Source organism: Runella sp. R5_40 (genome assembly GCF_057652295.1).
In genome coordinates, this window is the sequence record NZ_JBYFCH010000001.1 from 1,075,613 (window position 1) to 1,101,611 (window position 25,999).

Here is a 25,999-nt window from a genome sequence, read left to right on the forward strand (position 1 = left end):
CAATTACGATTGTTTCTTGATATAAATATTTCCGTTAAATGTTTCAAATCGGAACAGTTTCCCGCCATTCCCAATCCGCACCGACGTTTCGGTATTGAGTTTATAGACGGTGGTTTTGTCGCCGCGCTGTTCTTGATTTTTTACCACTTTCACGGGTAAGGTTTCTACATTGTCAAAGTCGGTGTAAAACTCCCCTCGGAAGCTTTTAAACTCGCAGTCGGCCGACAACGCAGCAGGGTAGCTGATACGGATGTCGCCGTTGAGGGTTTTGTACGACGACTGGCCTGGCGGAATAGCCGTGTAGTTGGCGTCCACGTTGCCGTTGACGGTTCGTAATTTAGTCGCGCCTTTTACATTTTTCAACGTAATGGCACCGTTTACGTTTCCGACCTCCAGCATCCCTGTCACGTCGCTCACCAGCACTTCCCCACCGTTGACGGTCGATACGTGTAGGTTCATTGAATAAGGCACTTTCACTTTAAAATCCAATTTGTAGTGGTATTCGATACGCCGATTGTTGTTGCGGTCGTTCCAATTGCGGTTAGGCCGCGAATCGTAGGGCTCGATGAGGTACGCCACCACGGTATCCGCATTTTGTTCCATCACAAACTTAAATTCAGCTTTACCTTGTTCCAAGATTTCTTTGGTTTTTCCCGAAATGGTTTTATCCACGTCGATGATGACTTTATCGCCCGAATACCCCTCGACTTGAATCGAGCCGTTGATGTTGTAAATGGCCAAGGTGCTGCTGGCAGCGTTTTGGGTCAAGGTAAATTCTTTGGTCGTGTGTTCTTTAAATTCCTGCGTTTGCGCGGTGGAATGGGCACAAGAGAGCACCACCCCCGCTAACAAGGGGAGAATGATTTGTTTCATGGCTATACAGTTGGATGGTTAAATTAAGATAAGTCTTTGATGGTTTGTTGGAATTTACTTTTCACCAAATCATTGAGATCTTCGCGGCGAAGCATCTGTTTGAAGGCTTTAATGGAGCGTTTTTCTTGGAGTTTTACCATTATATCGGCCAATGCCACTTGCACCAGCGGGGATTCTTGTTTTGTCAACGACAGCACCAACCCTTGCCGAACGTCGGGGTCGTGGGCTAGTTCGGCCAATGCCTCCAACGTCACGAGGCGCACGTTTACGTTGGGGTCATTGTTGAGCGTGGTAAAGAGCGCTTGTACCACTTTATCGTCCACATCGGTGATTTCTCGGGTATAACTTACGGCTTTGAGGCGCTCGCTGGCCGACGGGTTTTCAATCAGCGAAAGCATCATCATTTGGCGCATTTCTTGGACTTCTTTGGTGAGCGTATCCATTTTTTCTTGGTACGCTACTTCTTTGGGGCGCATCAAAAAATACCCACCTAGCACCCCCACACTCATCAAACACACACTGTAAGCCACCCGCAGTGCCAAACGGGGCGTCCAGAATTGCAGTATTTTCTCAAAAATCGCCTTCCACTGGCTCCGACTCGACGGGGCTTCGGTTTGTTTATAGGTTTCGAGCATGGCATAAAACCCTTCGCGCATGTGCTCGGTGTTGGCTTTAGGCGCGGGCACCTGCCCCATGAGCTTCCACAGTTGGCGGTCGGCGTCAAAGGCTGCTTTGCACTCGGCGCACTCTTTCAAATGAATATGTATGGCTGTTTGTTCGGACTCTGTTAGTTCGTTGGTCAGCCAGCCCGTTAGCCGTTCTTTTGCTTCTTCACAGTTCATGAGCTTTGCTTCCTTTTTCTGAGGTCAAAAAATTCTTTTTCAATTCTCCCAGCGCTCGGTGTACCCGTACTTTCACTGCGCCTTCGGTAATGTTTAAAATACGCGCAATTTCTTCGTATTTTAGTTCTTGGTATCGGCTCAAGACCAACACTTCGCGGTGGTCGGGACTGAGCCGCGCCATGGCATTTTGCAAAGCATCGAGTTCTTGTTCTTTTTCCAATTGCTCATCGGCGGCCACTCCGCCTCCGAGGCGATCCGACAAGTCGGCAATATCATAAGCATGTCCTCCCCAGCGCTCTTGTTGTCGAAACGAATCGTTCAAAACATTCCGCGCCAAATGATACATCCACGTTCTAAATTCACCTTCACCGTTAAAAGTATGCCGGTACTTGAGCATTCGGTAAAATACATTTTGTGCCAAATCTTCGCAAGCATGCGCCTGCCCCGTCATGTGGTACAAAAAAGCGAATAACGGCCGATGGTAGCGCTCAAAGAGCAGTCCCATCTTGTCCAAGTCTCCCGCTTTTACTTTAAGCATGAGTGCGTTATCCGATAGTGTATTCAAGCGATGATGGCTGTTTGTAGGTGATTTGTACGTGGAAACTCCCGAAGTGGGGAATGGTTACAGGAAAAGTAAAAAATTTTAAACATTTATTTTAAAACACATAGCACACACAGGTTAAACGCATTAGAAAACAGCCTCGGAGAGGCAAAACCTTTGTAGAAAAAGTGAAAGAGGTCACCGAGCGTCGGCCGCCCCGATGGGGCTTTAGGCGAGGCTAATTATTTCTTTCTACGAAGATTTGGCTCCTCTGGAGCAATAAATAGTCACTTTTTATTTTAATGCGTTCAGCTCTCAGCCGCCAAATTCAAAAAAAGTTACCGCTAACTTGTAATGTTTTTTCAACTCGCTCGTCTATGCCCTTGAAATGGAACTCAAAGCGTTTACCCAACTCATCCTCCCAACCCAAGGCCGTCTTTTTAGATTGGCCAAGTTGTTTCTTCGCAACCGCGAAGAAGCCGAGGATACGTTGCAAGAAGTATTGATGAAGCTTTGGTCCCATCGGCAACAGTTAGAATCGTACCAAAACGTAGAAGCGTTTGCCGTGCAAATGACCCGTAACCTCTGTCTCGACAAGCTCAAATCGAAAGAATGGCAAAGTCGCGCAGGGGAAGCCAACTGGGAAGACGTAGAAGAGCAGAAAGTATCGCCCTACCAGCAAGTGGAGCTATCAGACAGTGCGGCACTGATGCGCAAACTGATAGACGAACTGCCCGAAACGGCCAAGTTGATTCTGCATTTGCGGGACGTAGAAGAGTACTCTTTTGAGGAAATTGAGCAAGTAACGGGGATGAACGTCAACCATATCCGGGTGGTGTTGTCGCGGGCGCGGAAAGAGGTACGAGATAAGTTTTTAAAAATTCAGGCGTATGAATCTGGACATTGAACAATTGATAGAAAAGTATTACGAAGGCGAAACAACCCTGGAAGAAGAGCAGCAATTACGTGCTTTCTTTTTGAGCGACAATGTTCCTGCTCACCTGGAAAACGAAGCCAAGCAGTTTCGGTATTTTGCCCAAACGCGCAAAGAACAGCCTTCGGCGGGGGTAAGCTACCGCACGGTTACGCAGCTTAGCAAACGAAGCAAGGTGCGCTCGTTGAACTCGTGGGGCTTACGAATCGCCGCCAGTCTCACATTGTTGGTGGTAGGTTTTGGGGCGGGGATTTGGTACACGCAGCACGAAGGGGGGCTTTCGGAAGAAAATAGCCACGTGGCTGAAATGAAAAAAACGTTACAAGCTCCCGAACAAACCTCGGCGAGTGAACGCATTTTGGCCGTCAACCAGAGTTACGAATTGGCACAAGGCGACGAAGAAATCACGCAAATTTTGCTCAATACCATGAATTTCGACGAAAACGTCAACGTCCGTCTCGCCGCTTGCCAAGCCCTACAACGCTTTGAAAATGAACAAATAGTGCGCGACGGATTGATTCAATCATTAAAAATCCAAACCGACCCCAGTGTTCAGTTGGCACTTATCGAAGCATTGGTATTGATGAAAGAAAAGCGAGCCGCCTCCGAAATGCTCCGTTTGGCTCAAAATCAAAAAGTACTGGAAATTGTACGCCTCAAAGCCGAAGAAGGGGTGTTCCACCTAAAACAAGAAAAACAAACGAATAATACCTAACAATTAACGGTGCGCAAGCACTCAAAAACCATGAAATCAACCGTGTTAATATGCGCCCTGTGGATGGGGTGTAGTATGGGGCTTTTTGCCCAAGAATTTAAAGCGAAGTTGGCCAACAGCAAAGACCGTAAAATCAGCATCGAAATGGATGCCAGTACCCTCAAAATCGAAGGCTACGACGGCGACGAGCTCATTATCAAGGGAAACGGCTTTCAGGATCCACCAGAACAAGCCAAAGGGCTGCGGTCGTTGTATAACTCGGCCGTCGATAATACAGGCATCGGACTGGCCGTCACTACCCAAGGCAATGGCCTGAAAATCGAAAAAGCATCGCGCAAATCGACGTCGTATATCCTCAAGGTTCCTAAGAAAGTAGCGATTTTGTACGAACAGGTCAACTGGAACGGAGGCAACATTTCTATCAGCAACGTAGATGGTGATTTGGAAATAAAAACCAACAATGGCAAAATCGACCTCCTCAATGTCACGGGGCCTGTCGTAGCCAATAGCACCAACGGCGACATCAAAGTGGTGTATTCCAGCCTCAATCAGGAAAAACCCAGCGCCATTTCGTCCATCAGCAGCGCCATTGACGTGAGCCTGCCCGCCAATGCCAAATCAAGCCTTAGCATGAAGTCAATCAGTGGTGAAATCTACACCGATTTAGACCTTGACTTGAAAAATGCCAAGGAAGGAATGTCACGCGTGGGCGGTGGCCATAGCATCAACGCAACCACCAACGGCGGTGGCGTAGCGATTAAACTTAGCAGCATCAGCAGCAATATTTATTTACGTAAACAATAACCCTTTTCTACTACCCATATAGCCATGAAAACTTTTTCACTGGTGCTCTTTATGAGCACGTTGGCCTTAACGGCTTGGTCACAAAAAATTATTACCAAACAATTTCCGTACGCCGCCGACCAAACCGTCAACCTTAACCTCAAGTTTGCTGACAGTATTCGGGTGCGGTATTGGGATAAAGCCGAAGTATCGGTTCGGATTTCGGTTCTTATCAACGGCGGCCGACTTAACGACGGGTTGACCGTAGAAAACACCACAAATGCCCAAGAGATTAGCCTAAAAACGAATTTTGACAACGAAATTCTAAAAAAAGGAAAAGCCGAAGACTGCCCCGATTCAAAACACAGCTGGCGTACCCAACGCGACGGCCAAGACATGTACGTTTGTAGCACGATTCATTATCAGGTGTTTTTGCCCCGCAATGCCAAATTAAAACTCGAAACCATCAACGGCAACGTGGACATTCAAGGAGCAGCAGCGCCCGTTTTTGCCAAGAGCATCAGCGGCTACATTGATTATAGTTTGCCTAAATCAAAAGGGGCAAACTTGGCCATGAAGACCATTACGGGCGAAGTTTATACCGACTTAGACATTGACTTCAAGTCCAAACGCCAAAAAAATCCGATAGTAGGTTACTTGTTGGAAGGCTCCGTCAATGGCGGCGGCCCCGACATCCGCTTGGAGTCGATTAGTAATAACGTATATGTTCGGAAAAAAGACTAATCCCGCCCCAACCTCCACACCAACCCTCATGCAGCGGCACGCAGCTATCCCCCTCTCCAGCAAGGAGAGGGGCTAGAAGTGAGGAGAAAACCATAAGGAAAGTTCTACGATACAGCGAGAAAAACCCCCTTTCCGTCGAATATGTTTGGGATTCCACGCGCATCTCCCCAACTTAGTTGCTTTACTTGTACGCGCATGGAACTAACCAAACCAACTAGCACACTCACGGTGGTTTTACACATAACCGTTTGGTCGCTGCTTGGCTTCATCGTTTTATTCTATCCTCCCCTTAATTGGGACTTTAAGGTACCGCTAGGATTTTGGATCAAACAATTGGCCAATTTCATTATGATGGTAGCGGTTTTTTATTTTTCTGCCTACTACCTGGTTCCCAACTATTTGGTCAAAGGAAAGAAAATTCTTTTCTCTTTTTCAGCCGTTTCCTTGATTGTCCTTTATTTGGTCATTGCCCGCATCATTGAGGTACCCATTTTGCATGTACCCGAACAATTGGCTGCTGTCAGAGGATGGAAAAGCTCCAAGAGCATTTACAGCCTTGATGTCCATTTGTTCATGGTCGTGACGATGGTAACGGCCATTAGCATCGGGTTTTCCATGATTCAGCGGTGGCAGGCTGCCGTTCAATTACACGAACTCGTTGAAAAACAACACATAACCTCCGAATTGGCGCTGTTAAAAGCCCAAATCAATCCCCACTTTTTCTTCAATACCCTCAACAACATTTATGCCCTTACTTACTCTGACGTGCCGTTGTCGCGCGAGGCCATTCTGAAACTGTCTCGGATGATGCGGTATGTCCTCTACGATACCGTCTTTGACCGAGTGTTGTTGAGCCAAGAAATATCTTTTATGAATGATTACATCGAACTGATGAAGTTACGGCTGCATTCGTTCACGAAAGTGACCATCGAAGCGCCCAAGCCCGACCAAGATTATTCGGTAGCGCCCATGCTTTTGTTGCCTTTTATTGAAAATGCGTTTAAGCACGGCACGAGCTCGCTTCACAAAACCGAAATTTTGATTGTGATTAAGGCTCAAAATGGCGTTTTGGATTTACACGTTTGGAATCAAATTCATGCCAATACCGATGCGATTCCCAACGCAGGAGGAGGTATTGGATTGGTAAATACCCAGCGCCGCCTTAATTTAGTGTATCCCGAGCGGCACGAACTGATCATTCACGAAGACACCAACCTTCGGACGTTCACCGTTGATTTGAAAATACAGCTATAATACTTACGCGTTCCTGCCATGAAATTAAATTGCATCACCGCCGACGACGAGCCGCTTGCCCTTGGGCTTATCAGCGCGTTTGTTCAGCAAACGCCGTTTTTAAACCTTGTTGGTCAATACGCCAACGGCGTGGAAGCCCTGCAAGCCATTCATAACCAACCTGTTCATCTTATTTTTTTGGACATCCAAATGCCCAACTTGAACGGGATGGAACTGGCACGGATCATTAGTCAAACTTCTTCTTTGGGACAAACCAAAATCATCTTTACGACGGCTTACAACCAATTTGCCGTGGAAGGTTACAAAGTCGATGCGCTCGATTATTTGATGAAACCGTTTGGATACGAAGAATTTTTAAGGGCGGCCACCAAAGCCAAAAACTACGTTCAACAATGGTCGGAAAACAACAGCCACGGCTGCATGTTTGTAAAATCAGACTACAAAATGGTGCGAATTGATTTTGACTCTATTCTTTACATCGAATCGTTTAAAGACTACGTGAAAATACACCTTGTGGGAGGACAGCCCCCCGTGGTGACGCTTAGTACCCTCAAGCTGATTGAGGATAAACTGCCGCCTTTTAAATTTTTGCGCATTCACCGTTCCTTCGTTGTGGCCATTCCCAAAATCGACTCATTAAGTCGCAATACCGTCCAGATTGGAAATATATCCCTTCCAGTTGGAGATTTATACAAAGATACCTTTCAAGAACTGATGGGTTTGTAAAAAGACGGGGTTTACGAGAAAAATTTGCGTTTCTGTCCATAAATACTGCCCTTCTAACTGGTATTTGTTGCCAGCATCCACCTTGAGACGTACCTTTGGATGTTTATAAATAAATAGAATGGTAGTGCATACACCGCTTTTGTGATACATTGGCGGTGTTTTAGTGCCATTTTTGCTTCTAAAGGCTTACCTTTGCCTTTATTCCCCAACTTCATTAACACTTTTTCTATGCAAAAATCCCTAGGCAAATCCATTCTCATTGGCCTGTTTAGCACTTGTTTTGCCACCAACATCATGGCCCAAAACCCGTTTTTTGACACCTACAAAACGCCTTTTGGCGTGCCTCCTTTCCACCTCATCAAAAACGAACATTTTGAACCTGCGTTTGTGGAAGGAATCAAACAACAAACGGCCGAAATCGCCGCTATTACCAATCAAAAAGCAGCTCCTACGTTTGCCAATACGATTTTGGCACTAGAAAATAGCGGGGATTTGCTCGACCGCGTTGGAGGGGTATTTTTCAACTACAACAGCGCCAATACCAGCGACGCTCTCCAGAAAATCGCTCAAACGCTTTCGCCCCAACTATCGAAGCACCGCGACGATATTCAGCTCAATGCCGAGTTGTTCAAACGCGTTAAAGCCGTTTATGACCAACGTAATCAGCTCAAACTAACGACCGAACAACTCACTTTGCTCGAAAAAACCTACAAAGGATTTGTAAGAAGCGGAGCAGCCTTGCCTGCCGACAAGCAAGCACGTTTACGTAAAATCAACGAGGAATCATCGTTGTTGACACTCAAGTTTGGCCAAAACATTTTGACGGAAACCAACGGTTATAAACTGGTTATTGATAAAAAAGAAGACTTGAGTGGCTTGCCTTCTTCGCTCGTGGCTGCTGCTGCCGAAGACGCAAAAAAACGCAAACTCGAAGGAAAATGGGTATTTACGCTGCAAAATCCGAGCATTATGCCGTTTTTGCAGTACGCCGATAACCGCGCCCTTCGCGAACAAATCTTCAAGGCGTATTTGGAACGCTGTAACCACAACGATGCCTCCGACAACAAGGCGATTATGTCTAAAATCGTGGCACTACGGGCCGAAAAAGCAGCGCTGTTGGGTTATGAAAACCATGCAGCTTACGTGCTAGAGGAAAGCATGTCGAAAACCCCTGCCAAAGTGAGTGATTTTCTAAACCAACTTTGGACCGCTACCGTCCCTGTCACTCAGCAAGAAGCGTCGGAATTGCAGACATTGATGGACAAAGAAGGTAAAAACGAAAAATTGGAAAGCTGGGATTGGCGCTACTACGCCGAAAAGCTTCGCAAGCAGAAATATGACCTTGACGAAGAAGAACTTCGCCCGTATTTTCCGTTGGAAGGGGTACGTCAAGGAATTTTTACGTTGTGCAAAAAACTATACGGTCTCACGTTTGAACGCCGCACTGACATCCCCGTTTACCACGAAGAAGCGCAGGCATTTGAAGTAAAAGAAGCCAATGGACAACACGTTGGGGTGATTTACATGGATTTTCACCCACGGGCGAGCAAACGCGGCGGCGCTTGGATGACAAGCTACCGCAAGCAAGAAACCGAAAACGGCAAACGCTCTGCCCCCGTCGTTTCTATTGTTTGTAATTTTTCTCGTCCTGCGGGCGACGCCCCTGCCCTCTTGAGCTTGGACGAAACGCGTACATTTTTCCACGAATTTGGACACGCACTTCACGGGCTACTTTCCAACGTGACGTACGGTAGTTTGTCGGGCACGTCGGTTCCCCGCGATTTTGTAGAATTACCTTCTCAAATCATGGAAAACTGGGCAACCGAGCCTGAAATGTTGAAGCTATACGCCAAGCATTACAAAACAGGTGCGGTCATTCCTGATGTGCTTATCGACAAAATGGAAAAAAGTAGCTTGTTTAATCAAGGGTTTCTAACAAGCGAATACCTAGCGGCATCGTTGTTGGACATGAGCTATCACACCCTCAAAGCTGACCAAGCACCTACCGACGTATTGGCGTTTGAAAAAGCGGCTATGGATAAAATTGGATTGATTTCGCAAATTCCTCCTCGTTACCGTACTACTTACTTCCAGCACATTTTTGCGGGCGGGTATTCTGCGGGTTATTACAGCTACATTTGGTCGGCGGTGTTGGATGCCGATGCCTTTGAAGTGTTTAAACAAAAAGGACTATTTGACCAAAAATCAGCTCAATCGTTCCGCAAAAACGTCCTAGAACGCGGTGGAACTGACGAACCGATGAAACTCTACCGCAATTTCCGTGGCGCAGAACCTGACATCAAACCGCTCCTTCGCCGCCGTGGATTGCTGAGAGAAGCGAATTAAATAAATGGGCAAATTTGCAAGTAAGACAAAAGGCAAAATCCTCAGGTTAAACGCATTAAAATAAAAGTGACTATTTATTGCTCCAGAGGAGCCAAATCTTCGTAGAAAGAATGAATGAGTCTCTGCTAAAGCCCCATCGGGGCGGCCGACGCTCGGTCACCTCTTTCACTTTTTCTACAAAGGTTTTGCCTCTCCGAGGCTGTTTTCTAATGCGTTTAACCTGATAAATACTTAAATCGAATCGGTAAATGAGCCGAATAAAAGCCCCAAAATACGGCTAATCAAGTTAATCGTACTTTGGGGCTTTTACTAATGATGATGCTCGTAGTACGTATTTTCTACCCTGCCATCTTCGTATAATTTCAGAATGGCGTAGCCTGGTGGTGTTTCTTGATAATAGCCTAGTTGCGCTGATTTTGCATCGCCTTTATCCCACCAAAAACCGCTCATAGCGCCGTTGCAATAATAATGAACGTTGTTGTAAACCGCTGCATCCAGTAAATGCTGATGCCCGCTCAAACACACCCGAACTTTGTCTCTGTGTTCATAAAATAACGCTTTGAGTTGTTTATGGTCCTTGTGCTGTCCGCCTTCCCACGATGCGGTGACGGTCAAGATGGGATAATGCGACATGAGCAAAACAAAATGCCCTTTAGGAACGGCTTGGAGTTCTTTGCGGAGCCACTCCATCTGTTCGTCGTCCAGCGAAATGCCCGGGTTATTGCCATCCAACACCATAAAGTGCCAATTCTTTTTGCTGAAACTATAATAGCGGTGTGGCATATTCGCCCTTTTTACCACATAACCAATGCCATACATTTCATCATCTTTGGAAGGAGCGGCCCACCAAGGGTCATGATTCCCGATGCAGGTGTAAAGGTCATAGCCATCAAAACTCGACTTACATTCGTCCCAAGCAGCCCATTGTTCCAACACGCGCTCACGGGTAATCTCCTTGTAGTCAGCGGCATGTATTGAATCGCCCGTATTGAGAAAGAAGTCCACTTTTTTCTTTTTCACCTCCTCCAAACATTTTCTAAACCGCGCTGGAATCTCATTTTCGGGGCGAATATGAACGTCGGTAATGTGAGCAATCGTTAAGGCAGGTTTAGGAGCAGACGCCGTAAGAGGATTCTTCGACGAATTGACCCCCGCAGCGGCGGTCATGGCTAAGGGAAAGTTCTTGACAAAATTTCTTCTTTTCATGGAAATGGTTGCCCTATATGAGCTTATAATTCTTATATGGTTCCGAAAAATGCGCCTAAAACCCAAATATAGTTAATATATACTAAACAATAGTTTACTAATTAGAGGATTCGCACCGTTTATCCACTTTCTTGCCTGTTCATTTGCCTAAAAAAACTTTTCATCAGCCCATAACGGCATTTTATCCTTTCGATTTTGGGCTTTATCCTTTTTTGTTTCACGAATGCCTTTTTGTGTTTCAACTTTGTAACGTTAAAACCAAACGGCCATGAAACAATTATCTTTACTTCTCGCCATTACACTTTGTATTTCTACTTTTTCGGGTTCAGTACACGCCCAATTTCCAATGGGTGGAGCGGCTCCTGTCAAAGCACTCCCTGGCACAGCAGGTGACCAAACTCCCAAAGGCAGCGCCAAAATCACAGGCTTCGTCGTTGATTCCTCGGTGACCAAAGCCGTTGAATTTGCGAGCATTGCGCTCTACAACAAAACGACTGGTAAGGCCGTTGACGGTACCATCGCCGACGAAAAAGGGAAGTTTATCCTCAACAAATTGGCCGATGGAAATTACCAAATCTTGATTTCTTTCCTTGGTTTTAAAAACAAAACCATTGACAACATCACCTTAGCCAAAGGACAAGACCTTGACTTGGGTGTTATCAAACTTTCGCCTAGTGTGCAGACACTCAACGAGGTAGTCGTAACGGGACAGGCTGCAATCATTGAAGAAAAAGTGGACCGCTTGGTCTATAACGCCGATAAAGACATCGCAGCCAAAGGCGGTGACGCCACCGACGTGTTGCGTAAAGTACCTTTGTTGACGGTCGATTTGGACGGAAACGTATCACTTCGTGGTAGTTCAAATATCCGCGTCTTGATTAACAACAAACCAAGTACCATCATCGCCAGCAGCATTTCGGACGCGTTGAAACAAATTCCTGCCGACCAAATCAAAACCGTGGAGGTCATCACAAGCCCATCGGCCAAATACGATGCGGAAGGTTCGGGTGGGATTATTAACATCATCACGAAGAAAAACAGTTTACAAGGATTGAACCTCAACGTGGATGCTGGGGTAGGTAACCGTGGTTCTTCGCTGTCTCTCAATGGCAATTACCGCAAAGGGAAAGCTGGACTTACGTTGGGAGGTTTTGGTCGTGCCAACTACAACACCATCACCAAAACCAACATGGACCAAACAAGCATTTCAAACGGAGTTTCGACGCTCATTCGCCAAAAAGGGGATGGCTACAGCGAGTTTTTGTTTGGTCAATACAACTTAGGGTTTGACTACGATTTAGCCAAAAACCAAAGCCTAACGGCGGGTGTTCGCTACGGTGCTCGTAACATGAAAAGCCAACAAGACTTGATTACCGAACTTTACAACAACGGGGTAGCAGGCACTGGTTCTCGCCGCGACGTGGACGTTAAAAACTTGTCGGGTACGGTCGATGTCAACTTGGACTACCTTCATACGTACAAAAAACCACAGCAAGAATGGAGCATATCGACGCTGTATAGCCGCAATGATTTGACCAACAACTTCGACGCCAACATTTTGAGTGGCGAAGGCAACTTACTAAGCCGTCAGCGCAACTTGAACTCAAACTTGAACCAAGAGTTTACCCTCCAAACGGACTACCAAACGCCCATCAAGAAAAATCAAATGATTGAGTTTGGGGGAAAAGGCATCTTCCGTCAAGTCAACAGCGACTACCGCTTTTTGGCCGCGGGTTCCACGGGAGATTTTACTACCCAAACAGGTCAGCCTGCGGGTGAGTTGCTTTACCACCAAAACATTGCCGCAGGATATACCTCTTATACTTATACCACCAAAAAACGCTATACGTTCAAAGGAGGTTTGCGTTATGAGCATACGTTTATCGACGCCTCCACTCGCGAAGGCGGGCCAATTGGAGTCGCAGATTATGGCATATTAGTCCCTAGCTTGAACGCCTCAAAAACCATCAAAGGAACTACCCTAAAATTAGGTTATAACCGCCGTATCCAACGCCCAGGTTTGCAGCAATTGAACCCTAACTTCAACTCGGCTAACCCTCAAAACATCAGCGTTGGTAACCCAGCATTGCGCCCTGAGTTGACCGACAACATCGAATTGGGCTTGAGCAAAACCATCAAGAAAGTGTTCATCAATGCCTCGTTTTTTGGACGTTATACCGACAACGCCATCACGCAAGTACGTCGCCCTTCCGATACCTTATCGGGTGCTATCATCACCACTTTCGAAAACATTGGTCGTCAGCAAGCGTATGGTACTAACCTATTTGCCAACATTGCTTTCACCTCGAAGTTCAACGTAGGATTGTTCTCTAACATCTTCTACACCAAAATGACAGGACAAGCCCTTGGTCTGAACGGTGTAACCCAAGACTTTACCAACGATGGCGTCAACGTAAGCGGTGGTTTGTTTTCGCAAGCACAGTTCAAAAACGGTTGGGGAGTACAAGCCTTCGGATTTATGCAAGGCCGCCAAGTGCAGCTTCAAGGGTTTCAGGGCGGATTTGCTTTCTATACCTTCGGGGTCAAGAAAGATTTCAAGAACAAAAAGGGAAGCCTTGGCTTAGCGGGGGAAAACTTCTTCAGCAACCGCTTCAACATTCACTCGGAGCTAAAATCACCTGTGTTTAACCAAGTGAGCAACGTGTATCTTTACAACCGTGGGGTGCGTTTGACCTTCACTTACAAACTCGGAAAAATGACCACTGACGCACCGAAGAAGAAAGCCCGCTCGGTCAACAACGACGACGTAAAATCAGACGGCGCAGGCCAAACAGGCGGTGCTCCTGGAGGAACCCAACAACGTAACCGATAGTCACTTTTTAACAAAACTTTCGTCTATACACAAACAACCATAACTAAAATGAAAACTAACAAATTCCTTGCCGCAGCCTTCGTTGCCTTTGTATCAGTAGGTGCTTATGCCCAAAACGTAGATGAAATTGTCGATAAACACGTAGCTGCCTTGGGTGGCAAAGACAAATTGAACAGCGTAAAAAGCCTCATTATTGAGCGTTCGCTTGCCGTACAAGGCATGGAAATTCCTAACAAAACGATTTTGGTGGTAGGGAAAGCTGCCCGTTCTGAATCGTCGGTCATGGGAAATACCATGGTGCAAGTGTTTGATGCTACCTCGGGCTGGATGGTTCGTCCAACGATGATGGGCGGAACGGGTGAGCCTGAAGATATGCCTGCCGAAATGGTAAAACAACAAGGCGGTCAGCTAGATCCGTTTGGTGGATTGGTCAACTACAAAGAAAAAGGGAATAAAGTAGAGTTGATTGGCACAGAGAAGGTGGACAAAAAAGACGCCTATCACCTTAAACTTACCACTAAAGACGGACAAATAGTAGATGAATACATCGATGCAAACTCGTTCATGATTGTCAAAGTAAAAGTATCAGCAGGTGGTCAAGACAGCGAAATTTCTTTCTCTGATTACAAAGCAGTAGAAGGTATTCCGTTTGCTAATACCATGGAAATGACAAGCCAAATGGGTGCCCTTTCGTTTGCTACGACCAAAGTAACCATCAATCCTCCCGTTGACGAGTCTATTTTTAAGAAGCCTGTGAAATAACTAGCACGCACTACAGTTAGCCGTTAATTGTTATCAGTTAACCGCTTTATATAACACAAAAGCCACCTCGAACGGGGTGGCTTTTGTGTTTATAACTTTATCGTTTTTCCAAACCGACTAGCCTCTGCGGTAAGGGCGGTTGTCAAAACGCTGTGAGTGATGATACGCGGTCCAGCGGTCGCGTTGGGCTGGCGTCAACACCGACCAAATGTCTTGTTGTTTTTCGCGTTGCAAACGTTGGTATTCAAACTGGCTCAACCGACGATTTCTGAACAAACGGTCGTAGCGGTCTTCGATACGTTTGATTTCATTTTCTTGCTTCCGCGTCAACTTCACCACGTTGTCGAGTCGGTTGATGTTTAGCTCTTCCAACGCATTATCTACGCGAGGATTCGCCGCTTGAGGAGCCGCTGGCGATGGACGATAATCGCGTTGAGCGTTTACATTGGCAATGCCCAAAATGGCGAAAGCGGCGATGGTTACGATGGTCTTTTTCATGGTTGTTGCTGTTTTAAATTGTGTTTAAGTAATTGCTTTACGATTCTTAGAACAATTACCACCACCACAGTTTAACGCTTCAACTCCATCAATCGGCTGACTGTTTGTTTTAGTCGATAGTTTCAAAAAACTTATCTATCAACGCCCTGCTGCTTCTCGCTTTTGCTGGCCGATACCTTAAAAACCAAAGACAGTGGCCAAAATAATGCTACGTTGAACGCCCGAGCCCAGTTAGGCTTATTTTCACGACTTTCTCTCGCAACGTACCAAAGCAATACTATTCCTGAAATAATAAAGGCAGCTGTCATTTTAGTTATGGATTTTGTTTAATCAAATGTCAGCGTTTTTTTTAAATAACCAACCTCTAATGGTATCACTGGTCGAAGTTAATTACTGATGGTTGAGCTTCAAGCTTAATTAAGGCTACCGTTTCTTTTTCAGCTGCAAATAATCCAAGAAGTAAATCACTTTTACCGAAATATTGTTGTTTTGGTCGGCTTGGAGGGTATTTTGGAGATTATCAAAATAGCGTTCGTCCACGAGGTTAGAGCTGTGGAAAGTAGCATTTTTCCAAACAGCATTGAAGAAACTACCTGGTGCAAACTGCCACGTATAGACCATGTCCACGTTGAAGAAATTTACGTTTCGGTTGAGTTGGTCGCTCAATTTGGCGCGAGATTCTAGCGAACCATCCTTTTGCAAGGTAAAAAACTCCTTGTTGTTGACCACACTCGAATAATGCCGCGCTCTGAACGTCAACCACATTTTGTTGGTAAAGCTGTATTTGAGGTTCACGACGTTGTTGATGGTGTTGACTTTACGCAGCGCCATCACGATGCTGTTATCGTCCAAAATCGTGGTAAAACCAATACTGCGCGGCCGAGGTTCTAACCCAAGCAGGTGACTTACCGATAATTTACTGTTGAATCGGTAAGTTTGGTTGATGTACAAATCCAAGCCGTTTAGCTGATAGAAGTTAACAAAAGTGCGCTCAAATGCCTCCACCGAATAGGAGTATTTTTTTGCAGGGTTGCTTTCTATCCAGCCGCCTATTGTCACGCTATTGCCACGGGCGTACATGTAGCCCGTTTTGCGTGGTTCGTAGAAATCGTTCTCTTTCGGGCGGAAATTAAGCATCAATCCAAACCAAATCAGTTTTTTGGTTTGGGCATTAAAATTAAACTGCACCCGCGATTGCTGGTACTTCGATTTGATGTCGCCGATGGGCGAATACAACGAACTGATATTGGCATTAAGATTTAAAAAAATACGGTTGTACCACCCTTTGGGTTCGGTGTAGCGGTAACCTACGTACATGCGGTGATTGATGAAGTTGTTGTTGGTAAAGTACCCCAAATCATTGCTCGTGAACTTGGTATCTGTCAATTCTTGGGCGGCATTGAACGTAAAACGGCCACTGGTTTTGGCAAATGAAATGGTATGGCTATAGCCTGTGCTGTTGTCGGTCGTGTTTTTAAAATTTAAACGACTAACGGCCGCGCTTCCCGCCAAGTTGTAGGTATTGGTTTTGTCAAAAAAGCTAAACAAACCCGCGCTTACATTGGCGTTGTAGTTGTTGTTTCCTCTAATTACACTCGTGTTGACAAAACTCACGCTGGAGTTATGTTTGAAGGTCTGGTCCAGCACCGCAATGTTGTAGTTGGTAGTCGGGTCGGTTTCAAAGCGGCGGGTTTGGCCCGTTTCAGTATTTTCAATCACGGCGTATTGGGGGCGGGTAATCGCGTTTAAAATCCCGATTCCCAGTCCATTTTTGGTACGTCCCGAGATTTTGGTGGCGTTGAGCAGCTTCGATTCCGTGGGGTTTTTCATCACCCGTTCTCCCGCTTCCAAATCGTCATACACTTTTCCCAAATGAATCGGTGTTCCGCCAATTCGGCGCGAATAGAACAAATTTCCTTTGTTAAACAACTCCGTTCCTTCGGTAAAAAAGGTGCGGTTTTCGTTGAATTTTACCTCAAACGGGCTCAAGTTTAGCACTTGATTATCGCTTTGGACTTGTCCAAAATCGGGAATTAGCGTAGCGTCTAACGTAAATGCTTGACTCAGTCCTACTTTTACGTCCATCCCGCCCGATACTTGGTGCGTCCAATCTTTTTGGGCAGGTTGGGTGGTTGGAAAATGATTGGCATACACCGAGAAATAAGGTGAAAATTGCAAACGCAACGGCGGTTTTATGTCCTTAATGCCCGTCCATTGTCCTTCTTGGGTCAAAAAGCCATTGACGTTGGGGTCAATGGCATTCCAAGTATATTGTTGTTCGGTTTTTCGACGGCGGCGGGTGATGTTTAGCCCCCAATCTTGCACGTTGGATTTGCTAAAACGAATGGCCGAGTAGGGTAAAAACACCTCAAACGACCAGCCTTTGTCGTGCATCACCACGGCGCTTTGCCATACGGCATTCCAGCTAAAATCTTCACCGCCGTTATCGCTGTTGGTGTTAGACGTCATTTTGGCGTCCCATTGCTCGCCCAGCGGCGTGACAAAATACTCAAAGCCATTGAGTTTGTCGTTGTAAGTATCGAAGATAATACCGATGTAATCGTTCATCCCAAATCCGTCCCGACCTTTGAGTTCTTTTGAAATGCTGTCGAGGCTACGTTCGTAACACGTTCCACCAAAATAAATCCCTTCATCGTTGTACATCAAGAAGGTTTCGGTATGGTTGCCTTGCTCTTCTTTGCGTCCAATCACGGGGCGAAATTCGGTGTAATCGTCGGCTTTGGCGGCTTCCTTCCACGCAGGGTCGTTTAGTTTTCCATCAATCAATACGGGCAGGGTAGTGCGTTGGGCGGGAAGTTTTTTGGGAATTACTTGCCCCATGAGGAGAGAGGTTTGCACCAACGCAAACCCCCAAAAAAGAATAAATGTCTTTTTCATCGACTGTTTAGGTAACGAGATAGGCTGTAAAAATTAAGTACACAAAGCTACTTCAAACTTTATTGGGGGGGCTGTTAAAGAATCTTAAAAAATGGCTGTTGGGGTAAAGATGTATTTCGGAGGGCATTCGTTGCATGAGTCAAAAAAAAGTTACCGAAGAATGTTTCTTTCCTCGGTAACCGGTGGATATAGCCGCAATTGATGCGTTTCTTTATTCCGACTTTAAACTCTTAACAGGATTGGTCAACGCCGCCCGAATCGACTGGTAACTTACCGATGCAAACGTAATGACGAGGGCAATGATACCCGTGGCGATAAAATACCACCATTCGATGGTCGTTCGATACACAAAATCATCGAGCCACTGCTTCATCAAGTAGTAAGCGACGGGAAATGCAATGAACATCGACACCACCACCAGTTTGATAAAATCTTTGGAAATCATCAGGGTGATGTGGCTCACGGTGGCTCCCAGCACCTTCCGAATACCGATTTCCTTAACGCGTTGTTCGGCCACAAATGTCACCAATCCAAATACGCCCAAACAGGCAATGAAAACAGAAAGCAGCGACGCAATGCGGTATAACAAGCCCAGTTGTTGCTCAGTTTTATAGTATTTCTCCAGTTTATCCTCGTAGAAATTTCCGTTAAATACTACTTCTGGAAAGACCTCGCTGTAAATCTTTTCGATTTTGGCAACGGTTTCGGTGAGGTTGGCCGACGTTATCTTGATTCCACTTCTCCAGTGGTATTTTTCTAATTTGGCAATCATCACGGGGCGTATGGCATCGCGGGCGCTACCCACCTGAAAGTCTTTGACGACTGCCACAATCGGCGCGGGCTCCCACCCTCCTACTCTGACCATTTTACCAATGGCGAGTTCAGGATTTTTGACGTTTAATTTTTTCAAAATGGTCTCATTCACAATGATTTTACGCAAAGTGTCGCTCACCAAATACGGACTACCTGCAATGATTTTTAAGCCGTAGGTAGCGGCGTAGTCACCATCGGCAAGCTTCAAATCAGAGTTAAACGGAGCATCTTTCGGCGAATTATCGTACGAAAAGTTTACCTGCCAGTTGTTTTGTGAAGAAGGCTCATCGCTCGAAAACGACACGGCTTCTACTTCCGAAAGCTGCTTGAGGCGGTTGCGGAATAGGTCATAACGGTTTCGGTATTCCACATCCATCGCCAAAGTATATACGCCCGTTTTTTTGAAGCCCAAATCCATTTTACTGATAAACTCCATCTGCTGAAAGTTGACAATAGTGCCAAAAATCATCACCAAGGCAATCGTAAATTGGAACACAATCAGCCCCTGACGCAACGAAACTCGCCCTGTCCAATTGGTTTTGGCTTTCTGCCGAAACGCATCCAACGGTGAAAATGACGAAAGAATGGACGCAGGATAAATGCCTGACAGACTATTAATTACAAAGAACAACGCCCCCACAAATACCCAAAGAATGGGCTCTGAAAAAGGTTTGGCCTCGCTCGGAAAGTCAAATAACTGCGTAAGCAAGGGCAATGCCATCGACGCCAAGGCCAGCCCCAACCCTATCGCAATGCCGACTACCACCACGGTTTCAATCATAAATTGACTGACCAACTGACGATTGGCACTGCCGAGGGTTTTGCGAACACCCACTTCTTTGGCGCGCTTGCTGGCAATGGCCGTAGAGATGTTGATAAAATTGATGCAAGCCATCAAAATAATCAATACGCCCACAAGTGCCACCCCGATAAGCTTGTTTTTGGAAACAACACGGTCGCTGAAATTGCCATAACGGTCGTCGTAATGCACCGTTGATAACGCTACGACTGCATGTTCTTTTTTATCGTTGGTATCGTCGGTGTAGTGCTTTAATCCAAAGGTTTTGAGCAATTTATTGGCGTTTTCGGCCGAAAACCCTTTGGGCAACAACACATAAATATTGTCCATGCTGCTGGTCGAGCCCCAATTGTCAAACGTACCGAAACCAAAGGTGGCAGGATTTTTTCGCTTTGACTCGTACGAGAAAAGGATATTTACGGGGAAGTCGGTGTTGAGGGGGACGTCCTCCAGGATACCTGCCACGCGCATCGTTACTACGTTGTTGACTTTTACGTATTTTCCTACGGCATCCGTATAATTTCCAAAGTACTTATTGGCATATTTTTTGGTCAACACTACCACATTGGGCTCTTTCAGCACCTGAGGTGTCCCGATAAGCCATTGATAATCAAACACGTCAAAAAATTCAGGGCCTGCACAAATCCCCTGTTTTTCTTCATTATATTTCACGGAAGTATTGGTGCTTTTGGCGTCGTTGCCGAGCACCGTAATCTGCGGGTCAATCGTTCCGCACAAAGGCACTACCTTTTCAAACTGCGGAATGTCTTGCGGCAAGGCATCCACCATCGCTAACGGAGCTCCCGACGTATGCTCTACATTGCCATCGGCGTAGGTATTGGCCCGAACAATGCGGTAAATACGATCACTTTTTTCGTGAAATGTATCGTAGCTCAGTTCAAAATGAATTAAGGAAAAGAGCAGCACAACTGCCGCCACACCAATCGCCAATCCCGCCACATTAATGACCGAATAGACGCGATTTTTTGAGAGGTTTCTCCACGCGATTTTGAAGTAGTTCTTTAGCATAGGTTCTAGTCTCAGTTCTTACAGAATACTTTTCCTAAAAAACCGTCAAATAGTTTGCCAACTACCAAGAAGCGAAATAAAACACTGATTATCAATACTATAAAAAAGCAAAATTCAACCATAAATGTCCGTTTTCGTACACATTTGTACGGCATAGGACATTGTGGTGTTTATTCCGACTTCAATGATTTAGCGGGATTGGTTTGTACCGCTCGCCATGAAAAATAACCCACGATGGCCAACGAAACGCCCAAAACAACTAAAAGAAGAGCCGCCATCGTGAAATAGCTAACGCCGTTATGAAACACAAGGTAACTATTCATGTACAGCCCTATCGCCACTCCCAGCGGAACTGCCACAACAGCCGCAATGCTGAGGAGTTTGATAAAATCGGCAGCCAACAGCCTCATCACTTCTTCCGCAGTAGCCCCGATTACTTTGCGGATACCAATTTCTTTGGTTCGTTTTTCTAAACTGTACGTCAGAATGCCAATCAGTCCTAGAATCGCTACCACAAAAATGACAATGCTCTGCATACCCGCAAACTGCATGTCTTCGTAGGGATAATAACGCTCATACATGTCGGTATCAAGCCACGACGCATTCATTTCGACGTACGGATGGTGTTTTTTCCAAAGCGAGGCCAAGGTAGCTTCCAATGATGCTCGGTCGGTGGCGGGCGACGTCTTCACACACATCACCCTAAATGCCGCAGGCTGGTACTGAAACACGACGGGTTCGATTTTGTGTTCATAATCGTAGTGACAAAAATTGGCCACCACGCCAACAATCGTTACCGAAACGGTATCGTTCAAAACGATGAGTTTGCCAATCGCCTCTTGGTCAGCCCCTAAGCGCAAATGCTCTACCGCTTTTTGATTCACTACCACCATGGGCAAAGCCGTTTCAGACTTGGTTTCGGGCAGGTTTTTACCCGCTACTATTTTTAACCCCATGTTGTCGATAAACTGGCGGTCAGCCGCGTAAAAAAACGCGGGCTTTGGGGCATCTTTTTTGGTGTTTTTTATTTCGATGTAAGGCGGAGTATTGCCAAAACTCAGCGACGTGTAGCCGATTTTTTCCACTTCTTTGACAGTGCTTACCTCCGCCGCAAAGCGCTCGTTCGACGTTCCTGTCAGGTGAATATTCAGCCTATTTTCGCGCTGGTAATTTACGTTGTCATTCGCCATGTACTCTATTTGGTGGTAGGCGTGCCCAATGAAGAAAATATACACCAGTGCAATCGTAAACTGAACAATTATCAGCGATTTACGAAAACCGATTTTACCAAAACTCGCGGGCGAAATAGTGCCTTTTAGTACTTTGACAGGCTGGTAGGACGACAATACGAGGCTCGGAGAAGCCCCCGCAACAATTCCCAAAACGAAGTTAAAGGCCAAAAACAGCAAGATAAGGTATTCCCAGTGGTCAATCTCCCACGTAAGCCACGAAACGTGAATAAACGTTTTTATAATCCACAGTAAAAACAAACCCATGCCCAGTGCGAGATACGAAATCAGCACCGATTCGGTCAAAAACTGAAAAATGATTTGCGACTTGGTCGCTCCCGCTACTTTTCTCACGCCTACTTCACGGCTTCGGTTCATCGAACGAGCCAGCGTAAGGTTGATGTAGTTTAAGGCTGCGAGAACAAGAATAATTAACTGAAACCCAAAATTGATGTAAATGCTTCGGACGTCTTGAACGTACGGGTCGTTTTTTAACTCATTTTCCGACGGAGAAATGTCACCCAAGGTCTGTGCCTGAAAAGCCAAACCCTTTCCCGTTGCTGCATCCAGTAATTTGTTGACTTCGCTCGAAGTTGCGCCCAATTGTTTGTTAAATGACGCCATGCTCCGCCCTTTCGATAGTTTGACAAAGGTATGGGCATTTAATTCCGACCATTCTTTTGCTTTATCACTACCGTTCGAGTACCCCGCTAAAGGCACCAGCACATCGGTTCTGAACTGCGTTTTTTGCTGGTTAAAAGGCTTGAGAACGCCTACTACTTTAAAACCACCGTAGGTAGGGTGTTCCAAAATACGCCCGATTGGATTTACTTCTCTAAAAAACCACTCGGCAGTTTCGTGGGTAAGCACCACGGTATGGGCTTCTACGGGATAGCTACCTTTTTCCAAAGGAAAATGAAAGACTTGAAAAAAGGCCGCGTCGGCGTAAATCGCCCGTACGTTTTTTGTTTTGATTCCACTGCTCAACACCCATTTAGAATCACGCACAAGCGTCGTGGATTGTTCGACACCCACCCATTTTTCCTTGATGTATTTCCCCAACGCTACGGGACTTGACGCCCAGTGCGTCATTTCTCCATCTTCTTGCTTTTCATCGGTGATGATTCGGACGATGCGGTCGCTGTCTTGGTGAAAATTGTCGTATTCGTAATAGGAAACGATTTGAATCAACGCCATTAGTGCCGACGGCAAAGCAAGACTTAATCCAAGCAGGTTGATAAAAGAAAACAATTTGTATTTCACCGCATTACGAAAAGCGATTTTGAAATAATTACGTATCATCGTTGGACTGTATAAATAGGTTGTGGGATACTGAGACCGTTTGTCTTTGGCAAATAGGCGTAAAAGTTTCAAGGCATTCAAGGTATATTTCCAATTGGCTTTGTGCTCGCCAACAGTAGCTACCCAATGGTTGTATAATTCCAATAAATCACCTTCTACCTCCTCAGAGGTGTTGGGGTCGGCCCACCATCTCAGCAGTGTCCTGACCCAGCGCGGTGGCCTGTGCTGCATAAATGGGTGGCGTTTATTCCGATTTTAAGGATTTTACGGGGTTAATCATCGCCGCTTTGATGGATTGAAATGCAACCGTCAACAGGGCAATTCCAACTACCAATAGGCCCGCTACAGCAAATACCCACCACTGCAATTCAATCCGATATTCAAAATCTTGAAGCCACTGATTCATCGCATACCAAGCGAGCGGTGTGGCAATGACAATACCGATAAGTACGAGTTTGAGAAAACTGCCAGACAATAAAACCACTAAGTTGGGCACAGAAGCCCCCAATACTTTCCGAATACCGATTTCTTTGGTTCGCAATTTCGACTCGTGCGCTACCACCCCAAATAACCCCAAGCAGGAAATAATAATGGCCAAGCCCGAGAAAGCATTCAGAATCTGACTCATGGTGTCTTCTTTTTTGTAGAGCGTAGCCATTCGTTCATCCAAAAAGGTATAACTAAACATCGTATTAGGCGCTACTTTTTCTACCGTAGTTTTCAGATAATGGATGGTTTGTGGAATGTTACCTGCGGCAATTTTAACCAATATATTTCCCGTCCAGGCGGGTTTGTATTCCAATACCAGTGGCTCTACTCGGCTGTGAAGGGACGCAAAATTATAGTCTTTCACTACCCCTACAACTTTCCCCTGCACGCCCATTGAGTGATTTACGATGATTGCTCCTACTGGATTTTTTAATTCCAATATTTTGGCGGCTTTTTCATTGATAATGAACGTAGCGGAGTCGTTGAATTGGCGTGAAAAATTACGCCCTTCTTTCAAGGGGATATTCAATACCGTTAAAAAATCTTCATCAATGCGACTCACTTTAAAAGAGGGAAACTCCTTGCCAGCAGGAGGGTTCAGCGGCGTAATTCCCTCGACACTTAAATCATCCCCAATCAAATTGGAAGATTGGCCTACGGCTACAACGTTGGGATTGCGCGTCAGTTCATTTTTGAAAACCGCTGAATTAGCCAATACCTTTTCTTTTAAATTGCCATAGAGTTTTATTGCTATTACTTGTTCTTTGTCAAAGCCTAACTCTTTGTTTTTGAACAAGTTCATTTGCTGATAAATCAAAATCGTAGAACTAATCAAAAAGCCAGAAACTACAAATTGCAATACAATGAGGCTTTTTCGCAATACCGTTGCGGATGATTTGGGGAGCTTATCCGATTTTAGCGATGCAATTGGGTCAAATTTTGAGATAAACAGAGCTGGAAACAAGCCCGACAACAACCCCACGAATAAAATCATCGCAATCATTATCAACAAGTTAGCAGGTTGAAGAATTTCCCAGCCCGAAAGTTGTTTACCCGCCATTGAATTATAAAACGGAATGACAAGGCGATAGAGACAAATCGCAATCAGTCCCGACAGGATAATCAAAATAAACGCTTCACCCAAAAACTGCGTCACAACCTGTGCCTTTTTAGCACCCAATGCCTTCCGCATTCCAACCTCTTTGGCGCGTTTGAGTGCCTGGGTGGTAAAAAGATTAATGAAATTAACACAAGCAATAATTAGAATCAGAATTTCAACAGCAATGAAAATATAGACATACAAAATACTGCTGTTTGGTCCCATTTCTTGAATCAAATTGGAAGTAAGGTGAATATCGGTCAGTGGCTGAAGGCGGGCTGTGTTGGCAAACTCGGCTACTTTTTTCTTCTCTTCGTCGCCGTTGGGTTGATAAAATTTAACGTAAAAGTCGTTCAGTCGTTTTTCTATTTTCTGGGCGTCTTTTGCGTCTTTGAGCAAAATATAAGTCCAACCAAACATCCAACCCCTACTGCTCGTCCAGTCTGGGGAAGCTTGTTGGTAAAACGTAGGCATCGAAACCAGATAATCAAACTTGAGATGGCTATTATTGGGCAGATTATCAACGACAGCCCGTACCCACAAATCCTCTTTGCTATCAAATGTTAATTTTTGGCCAACTGGATTTTGGGTTCCAAAGAATTTCTCCGCCATTTGTTTCGTAATCACCACCGCTTCAGGCTCTTGCAATGCTTTGAATGGATTACCACTGATGGGTTTTAAGTCAAAAACAGTCACTACGGAAGAATCTGCATAATAACCCGACGTCTCGGCCTGTTTGTCGGGGCCGTTGTTGGTGATTTGTGGACCTCTGCTAGAAAAACGAACGGCATCTTGAATCTCAGGAAAGAAGTTCATCATTTCTCTCGCCAATGGAGGTTGCGATTTAGACCATTCGGTGGTAACCATGCGGAAGATACGCCCGTGCTTCGGAAAGTCTTTTTCGTAGCTCAATTCTTCTTTGATGTGTAGCGTCAGTAGCAAACCGCAAGAGAGCCCAAGGGCTAAGCCAATAAGGTTAAATGAGCTATAAACCTTCTGTTTGAGGAGGTTACGAAAAGCGATTTTAAAATAATTACGTAACATCGTTGGACTGTATAAATAGGTTCTTGGATAGTGAGCCCGTTTGTCCTTGGCAAACGGGCGTAATAGTTTCAACGCATTCAAGGTATATTTCCAATTGGCGCTTCGCTGGCCAAAAGTCCCTACCCAATAGTTGTACAATTCTAATAAATCGCCTTCTACCTCCTCAGAGGTGTTGGGGTCGGCCCACCATCTCAGCAGTGTCCTGACCCAGTGCGGTGGCCTGTGCTGCATAAATGGGCG

The 25,999-nt window shown here is 45.5% G+C and carries 19 protein-coding genes; 9 read left to right on the forward strand and 10 right to left on the reverse strand.

What is annotated here, in order from left to right; genetic code table 11:
• Window positions 1-3 precede the first annotated feature (3 nt).
• From AC23N5_RS04590 to AC23N5_RS04600, 3 genes are read right to left on the reverse strand one after another with little or no spacing between them, the layout of a single operon-like run.
• Window positions 4-873 carry a DUF4097 family beta strand repeat-containing protein gene (locus AC23N5_RS04590; protein ID WP_183977129.1) on the reverse strand — a complete coding sequence of 290 codons (870 nt, stop codon included), beginning with the start codon at window positions 871-873 and terminating at the stop codon, window positions 4-6.
• A gap of 23 nt (window positions 874-896) precedes the next feature.
• Complete coding sequence (locus AC23N5_RS04595) at window positions 897-1,715, reverse strand: zf-HC2 domain-containing protein (RefSeq protein WP_487754630.1); 819 nt, start codon at window positions 1,713-1,715, stop codon at window positions 897-899.
• Complete coding sequence (locus tag AC23N5_RS04600) at window positions 1,705-2,253, reverse strand: RNA polymerase sigma factor (protein ID WP_183977394.1); 549 nt, start codon at window positions 2,251-2,253, stop codon at window positions 1,705-1,707. The genes AC23N5_RS04595 and AC23N5_RS04600 overlap by 11 nt, the downstream gene beginning before the upstream one ends.
• 391 nt (window positions 2,254-2,644) lie before the next feature.
• On the opposite strand from AC23N5_RS04600, the gene AC23N5_RS04605 reads away from it, so the two are divergent.
• The 7 genes from AC23N5_RS04605 to AC23N5_RS04635 all read left to right on the forward strand — a co-directional run bounded on the left by AC23N5_RS04605 (window position 2,645) and on the right by AC23N5_RS04635 (window position 9,758).
• Entirely contained in the window at window positions 2,645-3,163 is a 519-nt protein-coding gene (locus tag AC23N5_RS04605) for an RNA polymerase sigma factor (RefSeq protein ID WP_472486660.1), read from the forward strand.
• Entirely contained in the window at window positions 3,147-3,905 is a 759-nt protein-coding gene (locus AC23N5_RS04610) for a HEAT repeat domain-containing protein (protein ID WP_487754631.1), read from the forward strand. Before AC23N5_RS04605 ends, AC23N5_RS04610 begins: the two co-directional genes overlap by 17 nt.
• A 30-nt stretch (window positions 3,906-3,935) precedes the next feature.
• Complete coding sequence (locus tag AC23N5_RS04615; protein WP_487754632.1) at window positions 3,936-4,709, forward strand: DUF4097 family beta strand repeat-containing protein; 774 nt, start codon at window positions 3,936-3,938, stop codon at window positions 4,707-4,709.
• A gap of 24 nt (window positions 4,710-4,733) precedes the next feature.
• Window positions 4,734-5,432 carry a DUF4097 family beta strand repeat-containing protein gene (locus AC23N5_RS04620; RefSeq protein ID WP_487754633.1) on the forward strand — a complete coding sequence of 233 codons (699 nt, stop codon included), beginning with the start codon at window positions 4,734-4,736 and terminating at the stop codon, window positions 5,430-5,432.
• Between the two features lie 141 nt (window positions 5,433-5,573).
• Window positions 5,574-6,686, forward strand: a complete 1,113-nt coding sequence (locus tag AC23N5_RS04625; protein WP_487754634.1) for a sensor histidine kinase — start codon at window positions 5,574-5,576, stop codon at window positions 6,684-6,686.
• An 18-nt stretch (window positions 6,687-6,704) separates the two neighbouring features.
• Window positions 6,705-7,412 (forward strand): LytR/AlgR family response regulator transcription factor, encoded by a 708-nt coding sequence (locus tag AC23N5_RS04630; protein ID WP_183977117.1) that lies wholly within the window; start codon window positions 6,705-6,707, stop codon window positions 7,410-7,412.
• Between the two features lie 294 nt (window positions 7,413-7,706).
• Window positions 7,707-9,758 (forward strand): M3 family metallopeptidase, encoded by a 2,052-nt coding sequence (locus AC23N5_RS04635; protein ID WP_487754676.1) that lies wholly within the window; start codon window positions 7,707-7,709, stop codon window positions 9,756-9,758.
• Window positions 9,759-10,067: 309 nt separating this feature from the next.
• Here AC23N5_RS04635 and AC23N5_RS04640 read toward each other — a convergent pair whose 3' ends face one another.
• Window positions 10,068-10,964: a metallophosphoesterase family protein gene (locus tag AC23N5_RS04640; protein ID WP_487754635.1), complete on the reverse strand. Its 897-nt coding sequence runs from the start codon at window positions 10,962-10,964 to the stop codon at window positions 10,068-10,070.
• Window positions 10,965-11,232: 268 nt separating this feature from the next.
• Between AC23N5_RS04640 and AC23N5_RS04645 the strand changes: the two genes are divergently transcribed.
• A complete protein-coding gene (locus AC23N5_RS04645) occupies window positions 11,233-13,797 on the forward strand; it encodes a TonB-dependent receptor (protein WP_487754636.1) in 2,565 nt (854 codons plus the stop codon).
• A 48-nt stretch (window positions 13,798-13,845) separates the two neighbouring features.
• Window positions 13,846-14,559, forward strand: coding sequence for an outer membrane lipoprotein-sorting protein (locus AC23N5_RS04650; RefSeq protein WP_487754637.1), 714 nt, complete (start codon window positions 13,846-13,848; stop codon window positions 14,557-14,559).
• Window positions 14,560-14,676: 117 nt separating this feature from the next.
• Here the strand turns inward: AC23N5_RS04650 and AC23N5_RS04655 are convergent, their stop codons facing one another.
• From AC23N5_RS04655 to AC23N5_RS04680, 6 genes are all read right to left on the reverse strand, one after another.
• On the reverse strand, window positions 14,677-15,057 hold the full coding sequence (locus AC23N5_RS04655; RefSeq protein WP_122932961.1) for a hypothetical protein: 381 nt from the start codon (window positions 15,055-15,057) through the stop codon (window positions 14,677-14,679).
• A gap of 131 nt (window positions 15,058-15,188) precedes the next feature.
• Complete coding sequence (locus AC23N5_RS04660; protein ID WP_487754638.1) at window positions 15,189-15,365, reverse strand: hypothetical protein; 177 nt, start codon at window positions 15,363-15,365, stop codon at window positions 15,189-15,191.
• A gap of 115 nt (window positions 15,366-15,480) precedes the next feature.
• The gene (locus tag AC23N5_RS04665; protein ID WP_487754639.1) at window positions 15,481-17,955 is read right to left on the reverse strand and encodes a DUF5916 domain-containing protein; all 2,475 of its coding nucleotides are present in this window, start codon (window positions 17,953-17,955) and stop codon (window positions 15,481-15,483) included.
• 211 nt (window positions 17,956-18,166) lie between these two features.
• On the reverse strand, window positions 18,167-20,596 hold the full coding sequence (locus AC23N5_RS04670) for an ABC transporter permease (protein ID WP_487754640.1): 2,430 nt from the start codon (window positions 20,594-20,596) through the stop codon (window positions 18,167-18,169).
• Between the two features lie 170 nt (window positions 20,597-20,766).
• Window positions 20,767-23,358: an ABC transporter permease gene (locus AC23N5_RS04675; RefSeq protein WP_487754641.1), complete on the reverse strand. Its 2,592-nt coding sequence runs from the start codon at window positions 23,356-23,358 to the stop codon at window positions 20,767-20,769.
• Window positions 23,359-23,371: 13 nt separating this feature from the next.
• Entirely contained in the window at window positions 23,372-25,990 is a 2,619-nt protein-coding gene (locus tag AC23N5_RS04680) for an FtsX-like permease family protein (RefSeq protein WP_487754642.1), read from the reverse strand.
• Window positions 25,991-25,999: the final 9 nt, after the last annotated feature.

Excerpts from the sequence above, each read along its gene's own strand:
- AC23N5_RS04590 (WP_183977129.1), bottom strand. The coding sequence starts at position 873 with ATGAAACAAATCATTCTCCCCTTGTTAGCGGGGGTGGTGCTCTCTTGT.
- AC23N5_RS04595 (WP_487754630.1), bottom strand. The coding sequence starts at position 1,715 with ATGAACTGTGAAGAAGCAAAAGAACGGCTAACGGGCTGGCTGACCAAC.
- AC23N5_RS04600 (WP_183977394.1), bottom strand. The coding sequence starts at position 2,253 with ATGCTTAAAGTAAAAGCGGGAGACTTGGACAAGATGGGACTGCTCTTT.
- AC23N5_RS04605 (WP_472486660.1), top strand. The coding sequence starts at position 2,645 with ATGGAACTCAAAGCGTTTACCCAACTCATCCTCCCAACCCAAGGCCGT.
- AC23N5_RS04610 (WP_487754631.1), top strand. The coding sequence starts at position 3,147 with ATGAATCTGGACATTGAACAATTGATAGAAAAGTATTACGAAGGCGAA.
- AC23N5_RS04615 (WP_487754632.1), top strand. The coding sequence starts at position 3,936 with ATGAAATCAACCGTGTTAATATGCGCCCTGTGGATGGGGTGTAGTATG.
- AC23N5_RS04620 (WP_487754633.1), top strand. The coding sequence starts at position 4,734 with ATGAAAACTTTTTCACTGGTGCTCTTTATGAGCACGTTGGCCTTAACG.
- AC23N5_RS04625 (WP_487754634.1), top strand. The coding sequence starts at position 5,574 with ATGTTTGGGATTCCACGCGCATCTCCCCAACTTAGTTGCTTTACTTGT.
- AC23N5_RS04630 (WP_183977117.1), top strand. The coding sequence starts at position 6,705 with ATGAAATTAAATTGCATCACCGCCGACGACGAGCCGCTTGCCCTTGGG.
- AC23N5_RS04635 (WP_487754676.1), top strand. The coding sequence starts at position 7,707 with ATGGCCCAAAACCCGTTTTTTGACACCTACAAAACGCCTTTTGGCGTG.
- AC23N5_RS04640 (WP_487754635.1), bottom strand. The coding sequence starts at position 10,964 with ATGAAAAGAAGAAATTTTGTCAAGAACTTTCCCTTAGCCATGACCGCC.
- AC23N5_RS04645 (WP_487754636.1), top strand. The coding sequence starts at position 11,233 with ATGAAACAATTATCTTTACTTCTCGCCATTACACTTTGTATTTCTACT.
- AC23N5_RS04650 (WP_487754637.1), top strand. The coding sequence starts at position 13,846 with ATGAAAACTAACAAATTCCTTGCCGCAGCCTTCGTTGCCTTTGTATCA.
- AC23N5_RS04655 (WP_122932961.1), bottom strand. The coding sequence starts at position 15,057 with ATGAAAAAGACCATCGTAACCATCGCCGCTTTCGCCATTTTGGGCATT.
- AC23N5_RS04660 (WP_487754638.1), bottom strand. The coding sequence starts at position 15,365 with ATGACAGCTGCCTTTATTATTTCAGGAATAGTATTGCTTTGGTACGTT.
- AC23N5_RS04665 (WP_487754639.1), bottom strand. The coding sequence starts at position 17,955 with ATGAAAAAGACATTTATTCTTTTTTGGGGGTTTGCGTTGGTGCAAACC.
- AC23N5_RS04670 (WP_487754640.1), bottom strand. The coding sequence starts at position 20,596 with ATGCTAAAGAACTACTTCAAAATCGCGTGGAGAAACCTCTCAAAAAAT.
- AC23N5_RS04675 (WP_487754641.1), bottom strand. The coding sequence starts at position 23,358 with ATGCAGCACAGGCCACCGCGCTGGGTCAGGACACTGCTGAGATGGTGG.
- AC23N5_RS04680 (WP_487754642.1), bottom strand. The coding sequence starts at position 25,990 with ATGCAGCACAGGCCACCGCACTGGGTCAGGACACTGCTGAGATGGTGG.